This is a genomic window from Streptomyces iconiensis (assembly GCF_028657195.3).
GTDB classification, from domain to species: Bacteria; Actinomycetota; Actinomycetes; order Streptomycetales; family Streptomycetaceae; genus Streptomyces; species Streptomyces iconiensis.
The window spans coordinates 1-15,905 of record NZ_JANCPR020000004.1 but is presented as its reverse complement, the minus strand read 5'-3'; the positions used below and the strand labels follow the sequence as shown (position 1 = coordinate 15,905).

At 70.9% G+C, this 15,905-nt stretch carries 27 protein-coding genes; 18 read left to right on the top strand and 9 right to left on the bottom strand.

Going from position 1 to position 15,905, the window contains the following annotated elements:
- Positions 1 to 233: 233 nt before the first annotated feature.
- Positions 234 to 527, bottom strand: a complete 294-nt coding sequence (locus tag NMN56_RS04540; protein WP_274039070.1) for a hypothetical protein — start codon at positions 525 to 527, stop codon at positions 234 to 236.
- 220 nt (positions 528 to 747) lie between these two features.
- Positions 748 to 1,176: a hypothetical protein gene (locus NMN56_RS04535; protein WP_274039069.1), complete on the bottom strand. Its 429-nt coding sequence runs from the start codon at positions 1,174 to 1,176 to the stop codon at positions 748 to 750.
- A gap of 100 nt (positions 1,177 to 1,276) precedes the next feature.
- Between NMN56_RS04535 and NMN56_RS04530 the strand changes: the two genes are divergently transcribed.
- The 3 genes from NMN56_RS04530 to NMN56_RS04520 are packed head-to-tail and all read left to right on the top strand — an operon-like array spanning position 1,277 to position 3,231.
- Complete coding sequence (locus NMN56_RS04530) at positions 1,277 to 2,476, top strand: NsdA family TPR-like regulatory protein (RefSeq protein ID WP_347178574.1); 1,200 nt, start codon at positions 1,277 to 1,279, stop codon at positions 2,474 to 2,476.
- A gap of 3 nt (positions 2,477 to 2,479) precedes the next feature.
- Positions 2,480 to 2,926 carry a GNAT family N-acetyltransferase gene (locus NMN56_RS04525; protein ID WP_274039067.1) on the top strand — a complete coding sequence of 149 codons (447 nt, stop codon included), beginning with the start codon at positions 2,480 to 2,482 and terminating at the stop codon, positions 2,924 to 2,926.
- A 56-nt stretch (positions 2,927 to 2,982) separates the two neighbouring features.
- Entirely contained in the window at positions 2,983 to 3,231 is a 249-nt protein-coding gene (locus tag NMN56_RS04520; protein ID WP_274039066.1) for a hypothetical protein, read from the top strand.
- Here the strand turns inward: NMN56_RS04520 and NMN56_RS04515 are convergent.
- Complete coding sequence (locus NMN56_RS04515; protein ID WP_274039065.1) at positions 3,228 to 3,821, bottom strand: ATP-dependent DNA ligase; 594 nt, start codon at positions 3,819 to 3,821, stop codon at positions 3,228 to 3,230. The two genes, NMN56_RS04520 and NMN56_RS04515, sit on opposite strands and share 4 nt — an antisense overlap.
- A gap of 44 nt (positions 3,822 to 3,865) precedes the next feature.
- Here NMN56_RS04515 and NMN56_RS04510 point away from each other — a divergent pair, with 44 nt between their 5' ends.
- Both NMN56_RS04510 and NMN56_RS04505 read left to right on the top strand, forming a co-directional pair.
- Positions 3,866 to 4,090 carry a hypothetical protein gene (locus NMN56_RS04510; protein ID WP_274039064.1) on the top strand — a complete coding sequence of 75 codons (225 nt, stop codon included), beginning with the start codon at positions 3,866 to 3,868 and terminating at the stop codon, positions 4,088 to 4,090.
- 215 nt (positions 4,091 to 4,305) lie between these two features.
- Positions 4,306 to 4,569, top strand: a complete 264-nt coding sequence (locus NMN56_RS04505) for a hypothetical protein (protein WP_274039063.1) — start codon at positions 4,306 to 4,308, stop codon at positions 4,567 to 4,569.
- Positions 4,570 to 4,572: 3 nt separating this feature from the next.
- On the opposite strand, the gene NMN56_RS04500 is transcribed toward NMN56_RS04505, so the two are convergent.
- Positions 4,573 to 5,943 carry a tetratricopeptide repeat protein gene (locus tag NMN56_RS04500; RefSeq protein ID WP_274039062.1) on the bottom strand — a complete coding sequence of 457 codons (1,371 nt, stop codon included), beginning with the start codon at positions 5,941 to 5,943 and terminating at the stop codon, positions 4,573 to 4,575.
- A 150-nt stretch (positions 5,944 to 6,093) separates the two neighbouring features.
- Between NMN56_RS04500 and tgmA the strand changes: the two genes are divergently transcribed.
- Genes tgmA through NMN56_RS04485 form a run of 3 tightly spaced genes read left to right on the top strand, consistent with a single transcriptional unit; the run spans position 6,094 to position 8,462 of the window.
- Positions 6,094 to 6,363, top strand: a complete 270-nt coding sequence (gene tgmA / locus NMN56_RS04495; RefSeq protein ID WP_274039061.1) for a putative ATP-grasp-modified RiPP — start codon at positions 6,094 to 6,096, stop codon at positions 6,361 to 6,363.
- A gap of 30 nt (positions 6,364 to 6,393) precedes the next feature.
- Entirely contained in the window at positions 6,394 to 7,347 is a 954-nt protein-coding gene (gene tgmB / locus NMN56_RS04490; protein ID WP_274039060.1) for an ATP-grasp ribosomal peptide maturase, read from the top strand.
- The gene (locus tag NMN56_RS04485) at positions 7,344 to 8,462 is read left to right on the top strand and encodes a methyltransferase domain-containing protein (RefSeq protein ID WP_274039059.1); all 1,119 of its coding nucleotides are present in this window, start codon (positions 7,344 to 7,346) and stop codon (positions 8,460 to 8,462) included. The genes tgmB and NMN56_RS04485 overlap by 4 nt, the downstream gene beginning before the upstream one ends.
- An 11-nt stretch (positions 8,463 to 8,473) precedes the next feature.
- Here NMN56_RS04485 and NMN56_RS04480 read toward each other — a convergent pair whose 3' ends face one another.
- Both NMN56_RS04480 and NMN56_RS04475 read right to left on the bottom strand, forming a co-directional pair.
- Entirely contained in the window at positions 8,474 to 9,142 is a 669-nt protein-coding gene (locus tag NMN56_RS04480; RefSeq protein WP_274039058.1) for a collagen-like protein, read from the bottom strand.
- Positions 9,142 to 9,489 (bottom strand): hypothetical protein, encoded by a 348-nt coding sequence (locus NMN56_RS04475; RefSeq protein ID WP_274039057.1) that lies wholly within the window; start codon positions 9,487 to 9,489, stop codon positions 9,142 to 9,144. The genes NMN56_RS04480 and NMN56_RS04475 overlap by 1 nt, the downstream gene beginning before the upstream one ends.
- Before the next feature lie 133 nt (positions 9,490 to 9,622).
- On the opposite strand from NMN56_RS04475, the gene NMN56_RS04470 reads away from it, so the two are divergent.
- The 3 genes from NMN56_RS04470 (at position 9,623) to NMN56_RS04460 (ending at position 11,063) form a co-directional block, all read left to right on the top strand.
- Positions 9,623 to 10,189, top strand: coding sequence for a hypothetical protein (locus NMN56_RS04470; RefSeq protein ID WP_274039056.1), 567 nt, complete (start codon positions 9,623 to 9,625; stop codon positions 10,187 to 10,189).
- Between the two features lie 91 nt (positions 10,190 to 10,280).
- The gene (locus NMN56_RS04465; protein WP_274039055.1) at positions 10,281 to 10,730 is read left to right on the top strand and encodes a hypothetical protein; all 450 of its coding nucleotides are present in this window, start codon (positions 10,281 to 10,283) and stop codon (positions 10,728 to 10,730) included.
- 12 nt (positions 10,731 to 10,742) lie between these two features.
- Entirely contained in the window at positions 10,743 to 11,063 is a 321-nt protein-coding gene (locus tag NMN56_RS04460; RefSeq protein WP_274039054.1) for a hypothetical protein, read from the top strand.
- Positions 11,064 to 11,108: 45 nt separating this feature from the next.
- On the opposite strand, the gene NMN56_RS04455 is transcribed toward NMN56_RS04460, so the two are convergent.
- From NMN56_RS04455 to NMN56_RS04445, 3 genes are all read right to left on the bottom strand, one after another.
- A complete protein-coding gene (locus NMN56_RS04455; protein WP_280842595.1) occupies positions 11,109 to 11,330 on the bottom strand; it encodes a hypothetical protein in 222 nt (73 codons plus the stop codon).
- 51 nt (positions 11,331 to 11,381) lie between these two features.
- Entirely contained in the window at positions 11,382 to 11,771 is a 390-nt protein-coding gene (locus NMN56_RS04450) for a DUF7736 domain-containing protein (RefSeq protein WP_274039052.1), read from the bottom strand.
- Between the two features lie 132 nt (positions 11,772 to 11,903).
- On the bottom strand, positions 11,904 to 12,155 hold the full coding sequence (locus NMN56_RS04445) for a hypothetical protein (RefSeq protein WP_274039051.1): 252 nt from the start codon (positions 12,153 to 12,155) through the stop codon (positions 11,904 to 11,906).
- Between the two features lie 155 nt (positions 12,156 to 12,310).
- On the opposite strand from NMN56_RS04445, the gene NMN56_RS04440 reads away from it, so the two are divergent.
- The 7 genes from NMN56_RS04440 to NMN56_RS04410 all read left to right on the top strand — a co-directional run bounded on the left by NMN56_RS04440 (position 12,311) and on the right by NMN56_RS04410 (position 15,823).
- Positions 12,311 to 12,859 (top strand): hypothetical protein, encoded by a 549-nt coding sequence (locus NMN56_RS04440; RefSeq protein ID WP_274039050.1) that lies wholly within the window; start codon positions 12,311 to 12,313, stop codon positions 12,857 to 12,859.
- Positions 12,860 to 13,028: 169 nt separating this feature from the next.
- Positions 13,029 to 13,268: a hypothetical protein gene (locus NMN56_RS04435; protein ID WP_274039049.1), complete on the top strand. Its 240-nt coding sequence runs from the start codon at positions 13,029 to 13,031 to the stop codon at positions 13,266 to 13,268.
- A gap of 63 nt (positions 13,269 to 13,331) precedes the next feature.
- Positions 13,332 to 13,574, top strand: a complete 243-nt coding sequence (locus NMN56_RS04430) for a hypothetical protein (protein WP_274039048.1) — start codon at positions 13,332 to 13,334, stop codon at positions 13,572 to 13,574.
- A complete protein-coding gene (locus tag NMN56_RS04425) occupies positions 13,571 to 13,777 on the top strand; it encodes a hypothetical protein (RefSeq protein WP_274039047.1) in 207 nt (68 codons plus the stop codon). Before NMN56_RS04430 ends, NMN56_RS04425 begins: the two co-directional genes overlap by 4 nt.
- Complete coding sequence (locus NMN56_RS04420; protein ID WP_274039046.1) at positions 13,774 to 15,297, top strand: hypothetical protein; 1,524 nt, start codon at positions 13,774 to 13,776, stop codon at positions 15,295 to 15,297. Before NMN56_RS04425 ends, NMN56_RS04420 begins: the two co-directional genes overlap by 4 nt.
- Positions 15,294 to 15,677, top strand: coding sequence for a hypothetical protein (locus tag NMN56_RS04415; RefSeq protein ID WP_274039045.1), 384 nt, complete (start codon positions 15,294 to 15,296; stop codon positions 15,675 to 15,677). The genes NMN56_RS04420 and NMN56_RS04415 overlap by 4 nt, the downstream gene beginning before the upstream one ends.
- Positions 15,674 to 15,823 (top strand): hypothetical protein, encoded by a 150-nt coding sequence (locus tag NMN56_RS04410; protein ID WP_274039044.1) that lies wholly within the window; start codon positions 15,674 to 15,676, stop codon positions 15,821 to 15,823. The genes NMN56_RS04415 and NMN56_RS04410 overlap by 4 nt, the downstream gene beginning before the upstream one ends.
- Positions 15,824 to 15,905 lie beyond the last annotated feature (82 nt).

Sequence of the window (15,905 nt, the reverse complement as noted above, 5' to 3'; positions counted from 1 at the left end):
CCTCGTCGTCGGTCTCCTCGGTGCCGGCGGGGGGGATCGGGGATGGGCGGGACCATCTCTGTGTGGTCGCATCTGACGCACGCGTAGCTGCGGAACCCTCCGCCCTCGACGCAGACCATCCGTACGCCGCAGTGATTCATGGCCCCTCACGTCCTTCCTGTGGTTCCGGTCCGGTGTGGCCGGGCCGGTCACGGCCACCACGAACGCGGTCGAGCAGGGACAGGGCGGCGCCGTCAGGCATCCGATGCGGCGGGGTGTTGGTGGGCGGTGCCGAGGAGGACAGCGCGCGCGTGCTCAACGGGCTCGCCGTCGACAGCAGCGCGGCGGCGAGCGAGCCACCCGACATCGTGGGAGCGCCACAGGTACTTCGTGATGTGGTGCGGGCAGGCGTCCACAGGCCCGGCGCCGTCGACGGCCGGCACCCTCGTGACGCCGGTCTCGGCCCCGCAGTCCTCACACGGTCCGGGCGGCCCGTCGGCGGGACGGCCCTGCATGGGGTCGGGGATGGCTCTCAGGTAGTCGGCCACGACTCGGCCTCCGCCCGATAGCGAGCCGTAGCTCGGAGGACGGCACCCAACTGCTGATCGGGCGGGGGCGGTGGGTCTCCGAGACCGAGGGCGCCGAGGGCGCCGAGTCGGTCCACCCAGCAGGCGCCCGCCCAGGCTCGGCGCACTGTCTCGGAGCGGGCTGCTTGCGCCGGTGTCTGTGTCTCCAGGGCAGTGGTCAGAATGTCGGCGAGGTCACGGGTCACGACGACGACCCCTCACGCGGTCCCAACTCGTCGGCGGTGGTACGGGCGAGGGCTGCGTGCAGCCGATACGGATCGGTGAGATACCCGTCCTCCCGGAACGGCACCACCCAGTACGGACCCGGAGGCGCGCGGTGCGCACACGGAGGGACGGTCACCCAGCACGCGACGGACAGGCGTTGCACCTGAGAGACGGCGGGGAAACTGGCCCACTCGGCCCCGCTGTTCGCAGGGATGAGCCAGTAGTACCGGCTGCCATAGGGGTCACTGATCACGCTGCCGCACTGGACCCCGAGCAAGTCAATCGCGCGGGCCGCGAGATAGCTGGGCACCCTGACCGCATCCCAGCACTCTCCGGCGGGCAGTGCGTGCGCGTCAGGACCGGGGGGCGGCCGTAGCGCAGGTGCGGAGGCGGCTTGCGATTTCACGGGTTTCTCCCTGTACCTGAGCGTGTCTGGTCCGTGGGAGTAGCGTTTCCACTGTGCTCGTGCAGGCACAGACGCAGCGTGTCCGCCGCTGTCCGCAGCGGTGCGGACAGCGCGGACAGGGGGAACGGTGAGCGATGAGACCTTCGGTCAGGCCCTGCGGCGGCTGCGAGGTACACGATCACTTCGCGATGTGGCCCACCTCGCTTCGTGTGGCAAGTCGTATGTCTCCGACCTCGAACACGAGCGACGCCAGCCCACAGCGGCCATCGCCGCAGCGCTCGATGATGCCCTTGGCGGGGGTGGGGAGTTGAAGATGCTCGCAGAGGCACCGCCCACAGCTCCCCTCACGGCTCAGGCTGCGGCGCTCCAGTCGGGCCTGCTCGATGCCATCGCCGCCGGGCCCATGACGGACGCGTCGGTCGAGGACTGGGAGTGGACCGTCGCCCGTCAGGGAAGAGCCACCCGATACCGTGCCGAGCACGACCAACTTGGCGAGCTGGTAGGCGAGTTCAGCGATCTGCAACGCGTCCTTGCTCGGCGCCACCCTGCGCCCGTCCGCCGGCGTCTCCTCGTCGCCGCTGCTGGTCTCTCCGGGCTGATGGCGTTGACCCTGCTCAAACTGGGTGACGACGGTGCCCGGTCCTGGTGGCGGACTGCTCGCACGGTGGCCGCCGCCGCCGAGGACCGCACCATCATGTCGTGGCTCTACGCGCAGGAGGCGTACCAGCTCTACTACAGCCATGACCTGCACGGCGCCATCGAACTGGCCGTCCGCGCGCAGCACCTGGCGGGCGGGCTGCCCTGCGTCGGGCCCGCGCTCGCCGCGCCCCTGGAAGCACGCTCCCACGCCCGGCTCGGCCGCGAGGATGATGTCACCTCCGCGCTCAGCCGCGGACAGACCGCGTTGTCCCGGCTCGATGAGACGGACAGGGCGCCCTCCGCGTTCGGGTATTCCGAATCGCAACTGCGCTTCCACTCCGGCAACGCCTGGACTCACTTGGGACGAACGGTCGCCGCCCGCGAGCAGCACGCCCAGGCGCTCGCCCTGTACCCGGTGGACGACCACACTGACCGGGCTTTGATCGGTCTCGACCAGGCCATGTGCGAGGCGCTCGACGGAGACGCAGCAGCTGCGGCGCAGCAGGCAGCGGACACCGTCCTCGCCCTGCCCGAGGAGCACCGGAGTCCGCTGATCATCTACCGGGCTCAGGACGTAGCGGCTAGGGTCCCGGAGGCGCGGTCGCTCCCGGAGGGGCGGGTGCTGCGCGACGTGCTGGCACTGCCTGCGGGAGAGGGATAGCGGATGAAGATTGACCGGGCGACCGAGGCCGACACCGAAGTGATCTCCCAACTGCTCGGGCAGATCGAGGCGTACTACGGCGGCGACTATGCGCCAGCCGATGCCGAGCAGGTGCGGGCGGCGCTGTTCAGCGATCGGCCTGCTGCGACGGTTCTCCTTGCCCGCGGTGACGACGGGACCGTCCTCGGCATGGCCTCGTACACGAGGCTCTGGCCCGCTGCCGGGGCGGACACGAGCCTGTACCTGAAGGAGTTGTACGTCCGCGAAGGCGCGCGGCGGCGGGGTGTGGCAGCGGCATTCATGGAGCGGCTGAAAGAAGAGGCCGCTGCCGCCGGGTGTTCACGTATCGAGTGGACTGCTGACGATGACAACCCGTCGGCGCTGCGCTTCTACGAGGCGCTCGGGGTGCAGCGGCATCAGGGGAAGGTCTTCTACCGAGCAGGCGTGTAGCAGCGGTGGCGATGCTGTGACCTGGGATTGTCAGTGCTCAGTCGTATCCTCGCGGCATGGCCTCCCTGATCGACCCTGTAAAACATGCTGAGCTGATCCGCCTCCAACGCGAGTCGTTCGCCCGCTTCGCCGCGCTCGACACTTTCGACGGTGACGACTCCGAGCGGCCCGCACTTCGGGAAGCTGCGCGGCAGGCTGCGGCTGAGAAGGACGCTGCGCTGTACGAGTCGGGGCTGGTTTCGGAGCACGGGTACTTCGCCGCGTCGCAGGACCTGATGCGGGCTGCGCGGGCCGACGACGCCTAGTGTTTGATCTTGAGCCAGTACCTTCGGGCACCAAAGTATCCGCCGCGCGGATTTTTGAGCATGAGCCCTTCGATCCCCGCCGGCCCGGCCTCCCACCAGTCTCGCGCCGTCGCCGGATCAGTCGTCGCAGGTACAGGCTCGATCGGCGGCCCGACATCGGCCAGCACCTCCAGGAGGGCGGACCTGCGCGTGGTGTACGGCTCCCGCCGAAGGTCACGCCCGCTCGCATCCTGGAGAAGATCGAAAGCCGCGTACGTGGCAGGAGAGGCGAGCGCGAGGGCGGCGGCGCGGCGAGGTGACGCGAGCGCCCGCGACTGCATCGCGCCGAGGCTGATCTGCCCGTTGCGGTAGGCGATGGCCTCCCCATCGAGTACCACCCCGGGCGGCAGCGCGAGCGCTGGTTCCGCCAGATCCGGCAGCCGGTCCGTGATCAGCCTGCCCGAGCGGGCCTGGAGGAGTACGCCGTCCTCCGTGCGGAACAGTACGCAGCGCCACCCATCGAGCTTCGGCTCGACGCTCCACATCTGCCCTGGTGGGAGCTGGTCCACACGACGGGCCAGGGCGACAGTGACGGGCGGGTGCAGGGCCACATGATCAGGATGCGGGCGGCGCTCGACCGGCGCACGGTGGAACCATGGCGAAGGTGACCGTGTACCCGCCCGACACGGAGGGCGGCAGACGCGTCCGGGTGGACGGGCGCATCCTCGGGCGCGCGTTCAACGTGTACGACGTGCTGGAGATGCTGGAACCCGTCGGCCTTGATCCTGCCACCGCCGCCCTCGACGACCCCGACCTGTTCGACTGGAGGGGCGGAGGCGCGGCCGACTGGACACCCCGGCCGGACGACGAGGGCGCTTGACCCCTCACCCGCGCAGCAGTCCCGCCGCGTCCATCAGCATCTGCGCGAGGGCGATCACCACCGCCCACCGGGACCAGTCCACACCGCGTACCTGCGCGCTCTCATCCATGCCGGGACCGTAGACGCGAGCCGAGCGGGTGCGGCGGCGGTTGTCCACAGGTAGGCAGATTCGTCGTACCGATCCCGCTGTCAGACCCTGCTGGCACGCTGATGCCATGGAGGAGCTGCGACGCCGGGTCTACGGAGCGGACCATGACGATCCCCACCCCTACGCCCGCGACGGCCACACGTACGTCGAACTGGTCGGGGGCCCGCTCGACGGGCTCCTGTGCGACGTGACCGGCCTCAGCCCCGCCGAGGTCCGCGAGGGCGCGGCACTCATCACCGAGATCGGCGCCCACGGACCCGGAGGACGCGCCTGGTACTCCGCGTGGGACGGCGACCTCACTCGGTGGCACTGGGACGGCGACAGCCCGTAGGCACTACGCCGACAACGCCGTACGCGCCCGCTCCTCCAGCTCGACCGCGCACCGCACCCCACGCCCCCGGAAGCGGGCCAGGTCTCGACGCATCCGGCCGACCGCCTTCCGCGTCCGCGCCGACCGCACCCCACCCATATGATCCAGAGCCCTGTGCCACGTCGCGCACGCCTCCTCGATCCCGCCCTGCCGAAGCTGCGCCTCAGCACTGGCCACGAGATCCAGCGCCACAATCCGCGCGTATGACCCTGGCCGCGCCTCGGCCGCCAGCCGGTACTGCTCGGCCGCGGCATGGTGCTCGCCGAGCGACTCGAAGACCTTCGCCATACGTGAGTACACCGAAGGCGCCGACGGTCCCCACGTCAGCGCCCAGAACGGCAACTCGTCCCCGGGCGACCCGACGAGAAGCGCACGGGCCTGGTCAGCTTCTCGCCGAGCAGCCTGCCGCTGCCCCGACTTGGCGAGGGTGTGGGCGTACACCACCCGGAACAGCGCCTCGACCTGGACGTCCACGCGGCCCTTCGCCCGGTCCTGGCCGGCCTCCGCCAGGTCGCGACAGTGCTCCGGGCGGTGCAGCTTGAGGCCCTGCATGGCCATCGTGCGCATCACGAAACCGTCGTGGCCGGGAACGTTCGACTCGGCGGCGAGCCCGAAGGACTGGAGGTAGTAGCGCTGAGCCAGCCCCTGCTGCCCCGCGTCGTACGACTTCCAGCCGAGCAGATGCACCCCGCGAGACGCGGCCGAGAGCATCTGCCGGCGCACCTCGTCGGTGGCGTGCCGCCCCCGGCACAGCGGGGCGACGTCGTCGCGCAGGTATTGCACCAGCGCGCTGCGCCCGTGCCGGCCGCCGTGCCGTTCGTCGATCTCGCTGAACGCGCCGATCATGTCGCGGACCGCTTCGACCTCGGCCATGCCGACGGTGCGACCAGTGCGGGCGGCGTGCCGGGTACGGTCAGCGATCTCGCTCACGTGGTGCAGGGGCAGAGCAGCGGCGGCCACCGAGTAAGCGGAGCGGCTCAGGAAGTGGCGCCTGTCCAACTCGCACCTCCACATGAGCAGCAGGGACGCCAACGGGTCGGCGCCCAGGGTCAGTCCGATGGTGTCATTCTCCTCGTCTTCTCCGGCTGCCAGTCCGAGATCGACGGCGGTGAGGAGGCGGCCGAGACGTCTGGACAGGGCGACCGTGAGGAAGCGCTGAGTGGTCGCGGCCGGCGGCATACCCGCGACCCAGTGGGCGACGCCGGACTTGTTCGTCCGGAGCGCGACGCCGCACTCCGCGGCCACCGTACGGACCTCCTTGGCCAGCGCGGCGTAGGTGAGTCCGGACTCGTCGACGAGGGCGCGGAGTTGGTGGTTGGTCGTGCGTTCGGTCATGAGCACCTGCCGGTGAAACCCGTGAAACCGCAAGGACCTTCCATCACCGTACCGCTCGGCAGTGACGGCGAGTTGACTACTCCTTACCGACGGCGGCGAGCCTTCGAGGTTCGCCCCCGTCGTGTCGACTCCCACGAGAAGGAGCAACACATGTTCGCCACGCTCGAAGTCCCCACACAGCACCCGACACAGCACCTCATGCCGTTCGGTCTCACCCGGGCCCTCCCCGTCGAGCCCCCGGCCACGCGTATCTGGCCGGGCGAGCTGGCCTACTGCCCCGAGCAGCAGCTCACCATCGTGATCGAGACCGGCGAGACCTTCGTCGACAGCCCATCCATGGGCAGCACGGTCCAGACGGTCACCCAGACCAAGGAGGACAACCAGACGTGGGACGACGACGGCGGCACCGACAAGGACTGACCGCCCCCGCCGTCGTGAGGAGATCGTGAGATGACCGTCCTGGTGCTGACCCGCCAACTCGACCCCGTCGCCGACCTGGTGGTGCACGAGCTGAACTCCCGGGGGACGTCCCTGGTCCGCGTCGACCCTGGGAGCCTGCCCGCCAGCTCGTTGTTCACCGCGCGCCTCGACGGCGCTACCGGGTGGACGGGCGAGTGGCGCGGTCAGCACCGGGACCTCAACTTGGAGGAGGTGACCGCCGTGTACTGGCGACGCCCCTCTCCGCACGAGATGCCCATCGGGATGCCGCCCGACGTTGAGCGGTGGGCGCAGGCTGAGGCCAAGGCCGGGTTCGGCGGCGTGCTCTCCGCGCTCTCCTGCACGTGGGTCAATCACCCGCACGCCAACGCAGCCGCCACGTCCGGGCCTCGCGCGCTGGCCGAGGCGGCGCGTTGCGGCCTACGGGTCCCGCGCACCATGGTTACCAACGATCCTTGCGCCGCGCGGGGATTCGTCGCTTCGCTGCTCGGCGGTGTCGCCGCTTACAAGGCCATTGGAGGCGGCGGGCCCACCACCCACGAGGGCACCTCGTATGCCTCTTGGACCTCGAAGGTCCGCGCGGCGGAGATCACCGACGGGGTGGCCGCGACGGCGCACCACTTCTCCGAGTGGATCGACAAGGCTTACGAGGTACGTCTCACGGTCGTCACCGACCAGATGTTCGCCGCCGAGATCCACACCCACTCCGCAGCCGCCCGCGAGGACTTCCGCCGGGACTACGACGCCTGCACCTACAAGGTGTGCGAAGTACCCGAGACGGTAGCGCACGGAGTCCGCGCCCTCATGGGTTCCTTCGAACTCCGCTACGCCGCCATGGACTTCCTCGTTAGCTATGACGGGGCCTGGCACCTGTGCGACGTCAACCCCAACGGACAGTACGGGTGGATCGACGAGCTGCGCGCCCCGATCACCCGCGCCATCGCCGACGTACTGGAGAGCCCGTGACCATCACCGCAGAACCTAGCGCCGAGGACCTCCGCCGCCGCCTCACCGACCACCTGGTCGCGGAAGGCGTACTGCACAATCCGGCCTGGAAGCACGCCTTCGTCACCGCACCCCGCGAGGAGTTCGTCCCCGCCTTCTCCCTCCGCACCGCCGACGGTGTACGCGCCTACCAGACCGGGGAGCCCGAATACCTGGAGACCGTCTACCGCGACGTCTCGCTCATCACCCAGCGAGACGCGAGCGGCACGGCCACCAGCTCCTCCAGTCAGCCACGCGTCATGGCCGCCATGCTCGAAGCCCTCCCCGACGCTGACGGCACCCGCGTGCTGGAGATCGGCACAGGGGCTGGCTACAACGCCGCGCTGTTGTGCGAGCGGTACGGCGACGAGCAGGTAGTCAGCCTCGACATCGATCCTGGCCTGACCGCCGCCGCCCGTCAGCGCCTGCACTCCGCCGGCTACACCCCCACCCTCATCACGGGCGACGGAACCGGTGCCCACACACCACTCGCCCCCTACGGCGCCCTCATCGCCACCTGCGGTCTACCTCGCATCCCGGCCGCGTGGCTCGACCAGCTCGCGCCAGGCGGAACCATCGTCGCCAACCTCGGCTACGGCCTGGCCGTACTGCGCCTCGACGAACACGGCGCCGCACAGGGACACTTCCTGCCGGAGATGGCCTCGTTCATGACCGCTCGCACCACGTCCGAGTCGGTTCCCTCGGAACAGCACGACGTCACCACGCTGATGCGCGCGGTCGGCACCGTCACCAGCGCCCACGTCCCGTGGGACGTAACCGGGCCCATGCCGCGGTTCCTCGGCGCGATGCTCCACCCCAGTGCCACGGATCTCACCCTGACCGATGAGAACGGCACCACCGTCCACGCCATCACCGACGCCGCCTCCGGGGCGCGGGCCCGCCTCTCCCACCGGGGCGAGGACGCACGTATCGACCAGGGCGGCCCACGCGCCCTGTGGGACGAGCGGCTCGCTCTCCTGCGTGACTGGTCCCGAGCCGGACAGCCGGGCGTCGAGCGCTACGGTCTCACCGTGCAGGGCTGCACCCACACCCTGTGGCTCGACACCCCCGACGGCCTCTCCTGGACACTGCCGTGAGCGCAGCCGCGTCACCACCGCTTGCGGTCGATCACCGCCGCCTCCTCCGACCGCGACCTCCGCTTCTCCGGCGACGGGGCCCCATCACGACGACACACCACAGCATCCGGATCACCCGCAACCGCACCCCACGAATACCCCTCCGGACACGCTCCACCAGTCGGCCCCCGCTCACCCGTCTCGCCCTTCTCCCCACGCTCACCCGCCGGACCCGCGGGCCCCGGTTGGCCCTCCGGTCCAGGCGGGCCAGCTGGTCCCGCCTCGCCGCCGGCGCCGTCAGCTCCGGCCTCTCCGTCGGAGCCGTTGCTGCCGTCCGAACCGGGGCCGCCCGGCGGACCAGTTGAGCCGGGCGGCCCGTCGTCTCCGCGCCCACCCTCACGCCCGCTCTCGCCCTCGTCGCCGCTCTTGCCCTCGTTGCCGTCCTTGCCGCGCGGACCACGCGGGCCGATGCCCCCACCGTCCCCGCGGCTCCCCGGTGGACCTGCGACGGGCGTCTCGCCCAGCTGCTCGACCTGAGTGGCGAGCGCGTCCCGCGCCTGGTTGGAGTCCCGGAGGTCTCCGGCGAGTTGCTGCATGGTGATGACCACCCACGCCAGCAACGCGACCGCAACCACCGCTCCCACCCCGAAGACGATGTCGGCTCGGCGGCGGTGCTTCTTCGGGCTGGCGTGCGTGCTCATCAGGCGCCCGCTCCCTTCGAGAACACGTACACCTGCAACAGCAACAGCAAAACCGGAGCGAGGAGCGCGGTGACCAACAGCCGCTTGTCAGCCCGCCGTCGATCCTCCGCCGTACGCAGGTCCGCATCGTGACGCCGTGCCTCCTCCGCGCGGGCCTGCTCGATCTCCGTGACCCGCTCCGTGAGGCGCCGGATCGTCTCGTCACGGGCCCGCAGTTCGTAGCCCATCGCTTCCACGGAGACCATGCCGTCGATGCGGGAGCCGACCTCGCGGATGTCGTCGCGAAGGTCGGTGCGCACGTCTTCGAGGCGTCTGGCGACTTCGCCGAGGGTGGGCTCGTCCGGCACGCGGCCCTCCCCTCCCGGCAGTGATCGGCCGCAGTGTGCCACGGGAACGCGTGCTCGCCGTTCCGAACCGTGGCGTGGACGGGGCCCCGTGAGTCACACTGCCCTCGCCCCCCACAGCACCCAAGGGGGACCTATGCGCCGACACATAGTCATGCTCGCCGTCGTTCCGCTGCTGATGACCGCAGCCTGCGCCAGCGCTGACGACGGGAAGCCGGAGTCCGAGCCCGCCAAGAGCAAGTCCGTGCCGAAGAAGAAGCCCAAGCCCAATCCAGCTGACGAGGGGCCGCTCCCGCTCGGCAAGGTCCTGCGCTGGAGCGCGGACCGGAGCGACCCCGCAGCCGCCGACGGGGCTATCACGGCGCTCACCTACCGCCAGCCTGTGCCGGGGATCTACGGGGCCGACAGCGGTGAGGAGTGGGCGCGGCTGGAGGTGAAGGTCTGCATCAAGGCGGGCGACGATGTGCGCGTCAGTCAGTTCCCCTGGTTCCTCGCCTTCGCTGACGGGAGCCGCGTCGAGGTGACGGGCTCTTCTGGTGGGGACTTTCCGCGGCCGGAGTTCCCCATGGACGCCGCAGTGAAGCCAGGGGACTGCGCCAAGGGCGGGATCATGTTCCCCGTGCCGAAGGGGCAGCGGGCTGATCGGGCGGTGTACGAGCCTGACGGTGGTGAGCCTGTCGAGTGGAAGATCCCCAAGCGGTAGGTGACGCGGCCCACACCCCTGTGTGCAACGGCTGCACAGTGTCCGGCTGCCAGGCGGGGCATGCTCAAGACCTCTCGCTGAAGGAGGCACCGTGACCAGCACAGCCGCTCGATTCGCCGCCGCCTATGCCGCACTCACCGCAGCCCACGAGGTTGGTGACTACTGGGTTCAGCAGGACAAAGACGCTGTCGCCAAGGGCAAGCCGGGTCCCGAAGGGCGGGCCGCGTGCGTCCGCCACACCGTCACCTACACCGCAACCCAGGCCGCCGCGCTCGCCGCCGCCAACCGGACCCTCGGTCTGGGGATCGGCTGGCGGAGCGCCGCCGCAGGACTCGCACTTTCGGCGGCCACCCACTACGCCGCTGACCGGTGCGCCAACCGCTGGCACGAGACAGGGCCCGACGCACCACTCCTCGTACGCGCCGCCCACCGCGCCGGACACGCCGCATGGCTCCAACGCGACCCCGGAGCCGGGCCGCTGACAGATCAGGCGTGGCATAAGGGGTGGGTAGCCATCGCAGCAGCCATCGCAGCACGCTGAACCGGAGGGGCCATGAAGCGCATCGAGGACAGCCACTTCTACGGCTGGCTGGTCGATCACGCCCGCACGATGGGCTGGGACCTCGACGCCACCACCGACGAGGCGCCGCGCCCACGGGACATGCTGCGTGTCTGGGCGGCCATCGCTCTCACCGAGGGCCTCACCGACGAGCAGGTGCAGCAGCTCGCGCATGGCCTCGGCGTCGCCCCGGCTGAGGTGCGCGCGGCGTTCGAGCCGGAGATGCGTACCGCCGAGCTGGGCGAGATCCTTGGGCAGCCTGATCTCGCCGCGCTCGATCGGCGCCTCGACGGAATCGCTGACGACAACGCGTAGTCCGGCCACGACGGCGCCCCGCCGTTCTTGGGCGGGGCGTTCGAGCTACCTGCCGAGGACCTTGCGCACCATCTCCACGGAGATGCCGCCGTGGCGGCGACTGTGGTGGATCTCCGCCCACACCTCTACGGGCGTGAAGTTCGGGAGCGCCTCCGCGACCTCGCGAATGTACGCGGCGTCAGCCTCGCCCACCTCCGTGGCCTCCGATGGCCTGCGCCGTATGCGGGGCGAGCGAACGCGGCTCCCATCGTTGTCGTAGTACACCATCGGAACCTCCAGGGCTACGGGCGGGCATGGCGAGGCGTTCGTGCTGCGCGATTACGCGTCGGGGACGACCCACACCTTCTCGGCCCCCGCGAGATCGGCGGCGACCTCAGTCATGCCCGGCGCGGCGTATCGGCCGGGCGGCATCGGCGCGACCGGCAAGGTGGTGACCCCGAGCCGCGCCTTCTGCATGGCCGCCCACGTGTCCATGGCGGCATCCGTACCCTCCGCGACGGCCTGCGGCAGCTCCGGCACTTCGCCGAGTCGGGGATGCTGCTCCAACAGCCACGCCACGCACGCGTCGCGGGCGTGCGCCGCCTGGAGCGGGCTCGACGGCTGCCCCGTCAGCCACGCGTAGATCTCGACGAAGGGCTCCAGCTCGATCGGTAACTGGTGAGTGACCGCCAGCACGGTGTAGAGATCGAACTCGCGAGTCTTGGGCATACGTCCCCCTTCGGTTGGTGGGTTGAGGGTAGGGCGAGCCATGGGTCCGAGGCGCGAGATCAGTTGAAGTCCCGCCTTCTGGTGAAGTCTGCGGGTCCGTTGAGCCGTCGAGGCGAGGCAGCCGCCTACGGGCTATTCCTCCTCGGGTGGGGCCTCCTCTCGCTTCTGCTCCAGGTCGGTCCGTCGTCCCTGTTGTGGTTCGCGCGCCTCGAAGTACGGGCGCGCTACGCGGTAGTCCACCGCATTCGACCTGCCGATCTTCACGACGGGTGGGAAGTCCGGGTCCTCGCGGTGCAGTTGGGAAACGCGCTGATGACTGAGGCCCAGTCTGCGCGCCAGCTCGCGGAAGGACACCATGTCCGGCCCTCCTTCATCGTCGGCCACGAGACCTCATTCTCTCCAACCTCCTAGCCATATGGCTAGGAGGTTCGCTACGGTCGTACTCGCTAACGGGAAAACCCCCGGCTCCATGCGGAGCTGGAACTCCGGAGTCGGGGGTGGACCTGTCCCGAGCAGTGACGAAAGAGAGCAGGTCCGCCATGGAGCGTACCGATCAGTCCACGTCAGCGGGACCCCCGGCGCACGGTCCCGCCGCGCAGATCACCGCGCTCACCCGCGCGATTGCTGCCGCCACCGCGATCACCGTCTACGACCGCCACGGATCCGCCCGCACCACACCCAGCCAGGGCGACACCGCCCAGGCCCTCCACACGGCCACCACCTCCGGCAGCACCGTCGAGGAATGGCACACAGCCCACCGCACCCTCGGCCAGGCCCTCACCGTCGTCCGGGTCACCCACCCCTGGTACGGCGTCGACATCTACGCCATCGAGCACCCCGCCGGCGACCGCATCGTCACGCTGCTGCGCCGCATCGAGGAGGCCCTCGACGGTCAGGACGACGAGGCTCCCTTCGACGCCGAGCGGATGGTCTTCTTCGAGGCGTCCGTGACCCACGGCGGGCACTGCGCCGCCGTCCACGAGGACGTGCGGGACACGCTCGCCTTCCTCGGCAACCCGCGCGAGCCGATCGCCGGGGCGCAGCTGCTCGCCCGCGTCCGCGTCGCCCTCGGCGAGAAGAGCGCGTGATGTTCGGCCGCCGCAAGAACGCCGACGGCATAGTCCACGCCAGCACACTTGCGCCTCCGGCCTCGTCCGCGCCGGAATGCCCACTCAGCCCAAACGGCCACTGCTGGACACAGAGCTGGCTCCACGGCCGGTACCTGCTCCTCTGCGGCAACGGCTGCGGAGCCACCCAGTGACCGGGCCCGGCGCATACACGCCACGCTCCGGCGACCGCGTCAACGTCACCCGCACCACCCGTGACGGCACGTCCGCAACCTGCCAGGGCCTCATCACCTTCGACGAGCCGTTCAGCGAGGACACCCGCTTCCGCCTCGGCCACACGGCATACCCCTCCGCCGACGCCGCCCGCGCGCGCTACGGCATCACCCAGACGATCACCCCCGTCCCCGCCGACGGCACCCCCGACGTCTGACACCGACCGGCCGGGCCGCGATGCCCCCAGCACGCGGCCCGGCCCCAACACCCGGAGGACTCCATGCCCTACACCCCCGCCGCCGGCCACCGCATCCGCGTCACCGAGCGGAACGCGGACGGCCGCGTCACACGCATCCTCACCGGCACCGTCGAGGACACCACCCCCACGCCCCGCAGCACCCACACCGAGTACGTCGTCAGACTCCGCAGCGACACGGACGGCCGGCCCTACCCCATCGGTGACGACGCCTCGGCGCCACTGGTCGTCACCGGCACCAGCCAGGTCACCGAGCAACTTCCGTGACCCGCCGCCAGCACAGGCCCCGCCTGCCCGCCCGCGTCCGCCGCGAGATCGCCTCACCCCTCGCCCGGTGGGTGCTCACCGCCCTCACCATCCTCGCGATCGCGGCCGGACTCGGCACCCACGCACTCATCGTCGGCGCAGCAGCCGGGCTGTGCTGGCACACCCACCGTCACCCCACCCCGCGCAGGAGCACACGACGATGACTGAGCACCTCGCCCGCTGGGCGCAGCAGCATCCCTGGCCCGCCGCGCTCGCGGCCGTGGCCGTGCTGGGGCTGCTCGCGCTCGCGGCCTGGTGCACCTGGCGCGCCGTACGCTCCGCGGCCCGCCCCTCCTCCTCAGTCGTGATCGCCGCCGTCGGCGCCGCCGCGTGCACCGCGTACGGCGCTGACACCTCGTGGCGATTCGCCGCGAAGTACCTCGGCATGCACGAGCAAGAACGCGTGATCATGTTCGCCGCCGGGGAGATCGCCCTCCTCGCGTGCGGACTCCTCGGCCGCGCCAACAAAACCGCCACCGCCACCGCCGACCGCGCCGGATCCGCCGGCGTGCCCGGCGCCCTCGTCTGGGTCATCACCAGCGTGCAGATCATCCCCGCCTACGCCCTGTCCGGCATCGCGGGCGGCACCGTCCGCGCCGTCATCGGGCCCGTCATGGCCGGGCTGCTGTGGCACCTCGCCATGGGCCTGGAGATCCGACTCGTCCGACCCGGCGCCCTGTCCCACGGGCTGCCCGCCGTGATCGGCCGCGATCTGCGCGAACGGTTCCTCGCCTCCCTCGGGCTCGCCCAACGGGACCGGTCCGCCGCGCAGATCGCCCGCGACCGGGCCACCGTGCGCGTTGTACGCCTCGCCTCCCGCAGGCACCTCGGCCCGTGGGGGCGGCACCGGCTCGCCGACGCCGTCACCCGCACCCACGCCGCGGTCGACGGCGAACGGCGGCACCAGCTGATGCGCGAGCTGGCCGCACGCCGCTCCGCCGCCGAGTTGCGGACCGTACCCGTCGCGATCCCGTGGGCACCGGAGCCTGTACCCGCCCCGTACCCGCGTACCCCGCTCGGCGTGACCGGGGACGTACTCCGGCGCCTCGACCCGATCGCCGCGATCCATCAGGTACAGGCCGCGCACCCCGCGAGTACGCCCGCCGAACTCGCCTCGCTGTGCACGGAGTACGGCGTACCCGTCACCGAGACCCGGGTGCGGATCGCCCTCCACGCGGGCAACGCGGCGCCCGTACCCGCTGTACCCGAGGCGCCCGCACGGCCCGTACTCGCCGCCGTACCCGACCCCGTACCCGAGGACGTACCTCAGCCTGTACCCGCGCCCCGACCTGCGGACGGACTCGTACTCGACCTCGCGCCCATGCCCGAGGTACACGCCGACGTCGCGGCGCCGCTGCCCGTACTCGCCGCCGCGCAGCCCCGTACCCGGGTGGACGTCCGGCTGCCGCGCCCGGGGCCCGTGTACTCCGTCGACCTCACCAAGCGGCGTACCCGCCCCGGCGCCGTACCCGAGCCGGAACCCGTCCCGGCCCCCGAGGGCGAACCCGTACCTGAGCCCGAGTCCAAGCCGAGTACGGACCCGCTCCTCGACCGCGCCCGCGTACTCGACGCCGAACACCACCGTACCCACGGTCGCCCCGCACCCATCCGCGCGCTGAAGACCGGACTCGCCGTCGGCCAGACAACCGCGACCCGTCTCCGCCGCCAGCTTGACGCCTCATGACCCAGGAGCCCGACATGCCGCCCGCCACCGCGCCAGCACTTCCCGCCGTACCCGACCACCTGCCGCCCGGCTGGTCCGCGCAACCGCACACCATGCACCCGCCGTTGGCGGAGACATTCCCCGAACCGGCGCCGCCCGTACGGCCGGCGCCGGGCCCCGCAATGTCCGGCGTCCTCACCACCGTCACCAGCCGCGGCGGTTCACCCGTCACCGTGCACCGTGCCGACTACGCCGTTGAGGACCATCTCGGGGAGTACACCGTGCACGGCTACGCCTGGCGCTGCACCGGATGCGGCCACCTCGCCACCGGCTACGAGCCGACCGCGTTCGCCAACGTGCTGGGCAACGGCCGTGACCACGAGTGCGGAGAGCCGTCGTGACCATCCTCGTCCTGCTCGCCGTGGTATTCGTCGCCGCTCTGATCGGCGCTGTGATCGCCATGAGGCGTGACCTGCTGCTCGCTGCCGCGTTCGCCCTCGGCACCGCCAGCGCTGCGCTCATACACCTCGTCCTGGAGTTGCTGTGAGCACCCCCAAGAAGCCGATCACGCCGACGAGGGTCATCCCCGCCGGGCAGACCATGCCCCGCCCGCCCGTGCACCCCAAGCC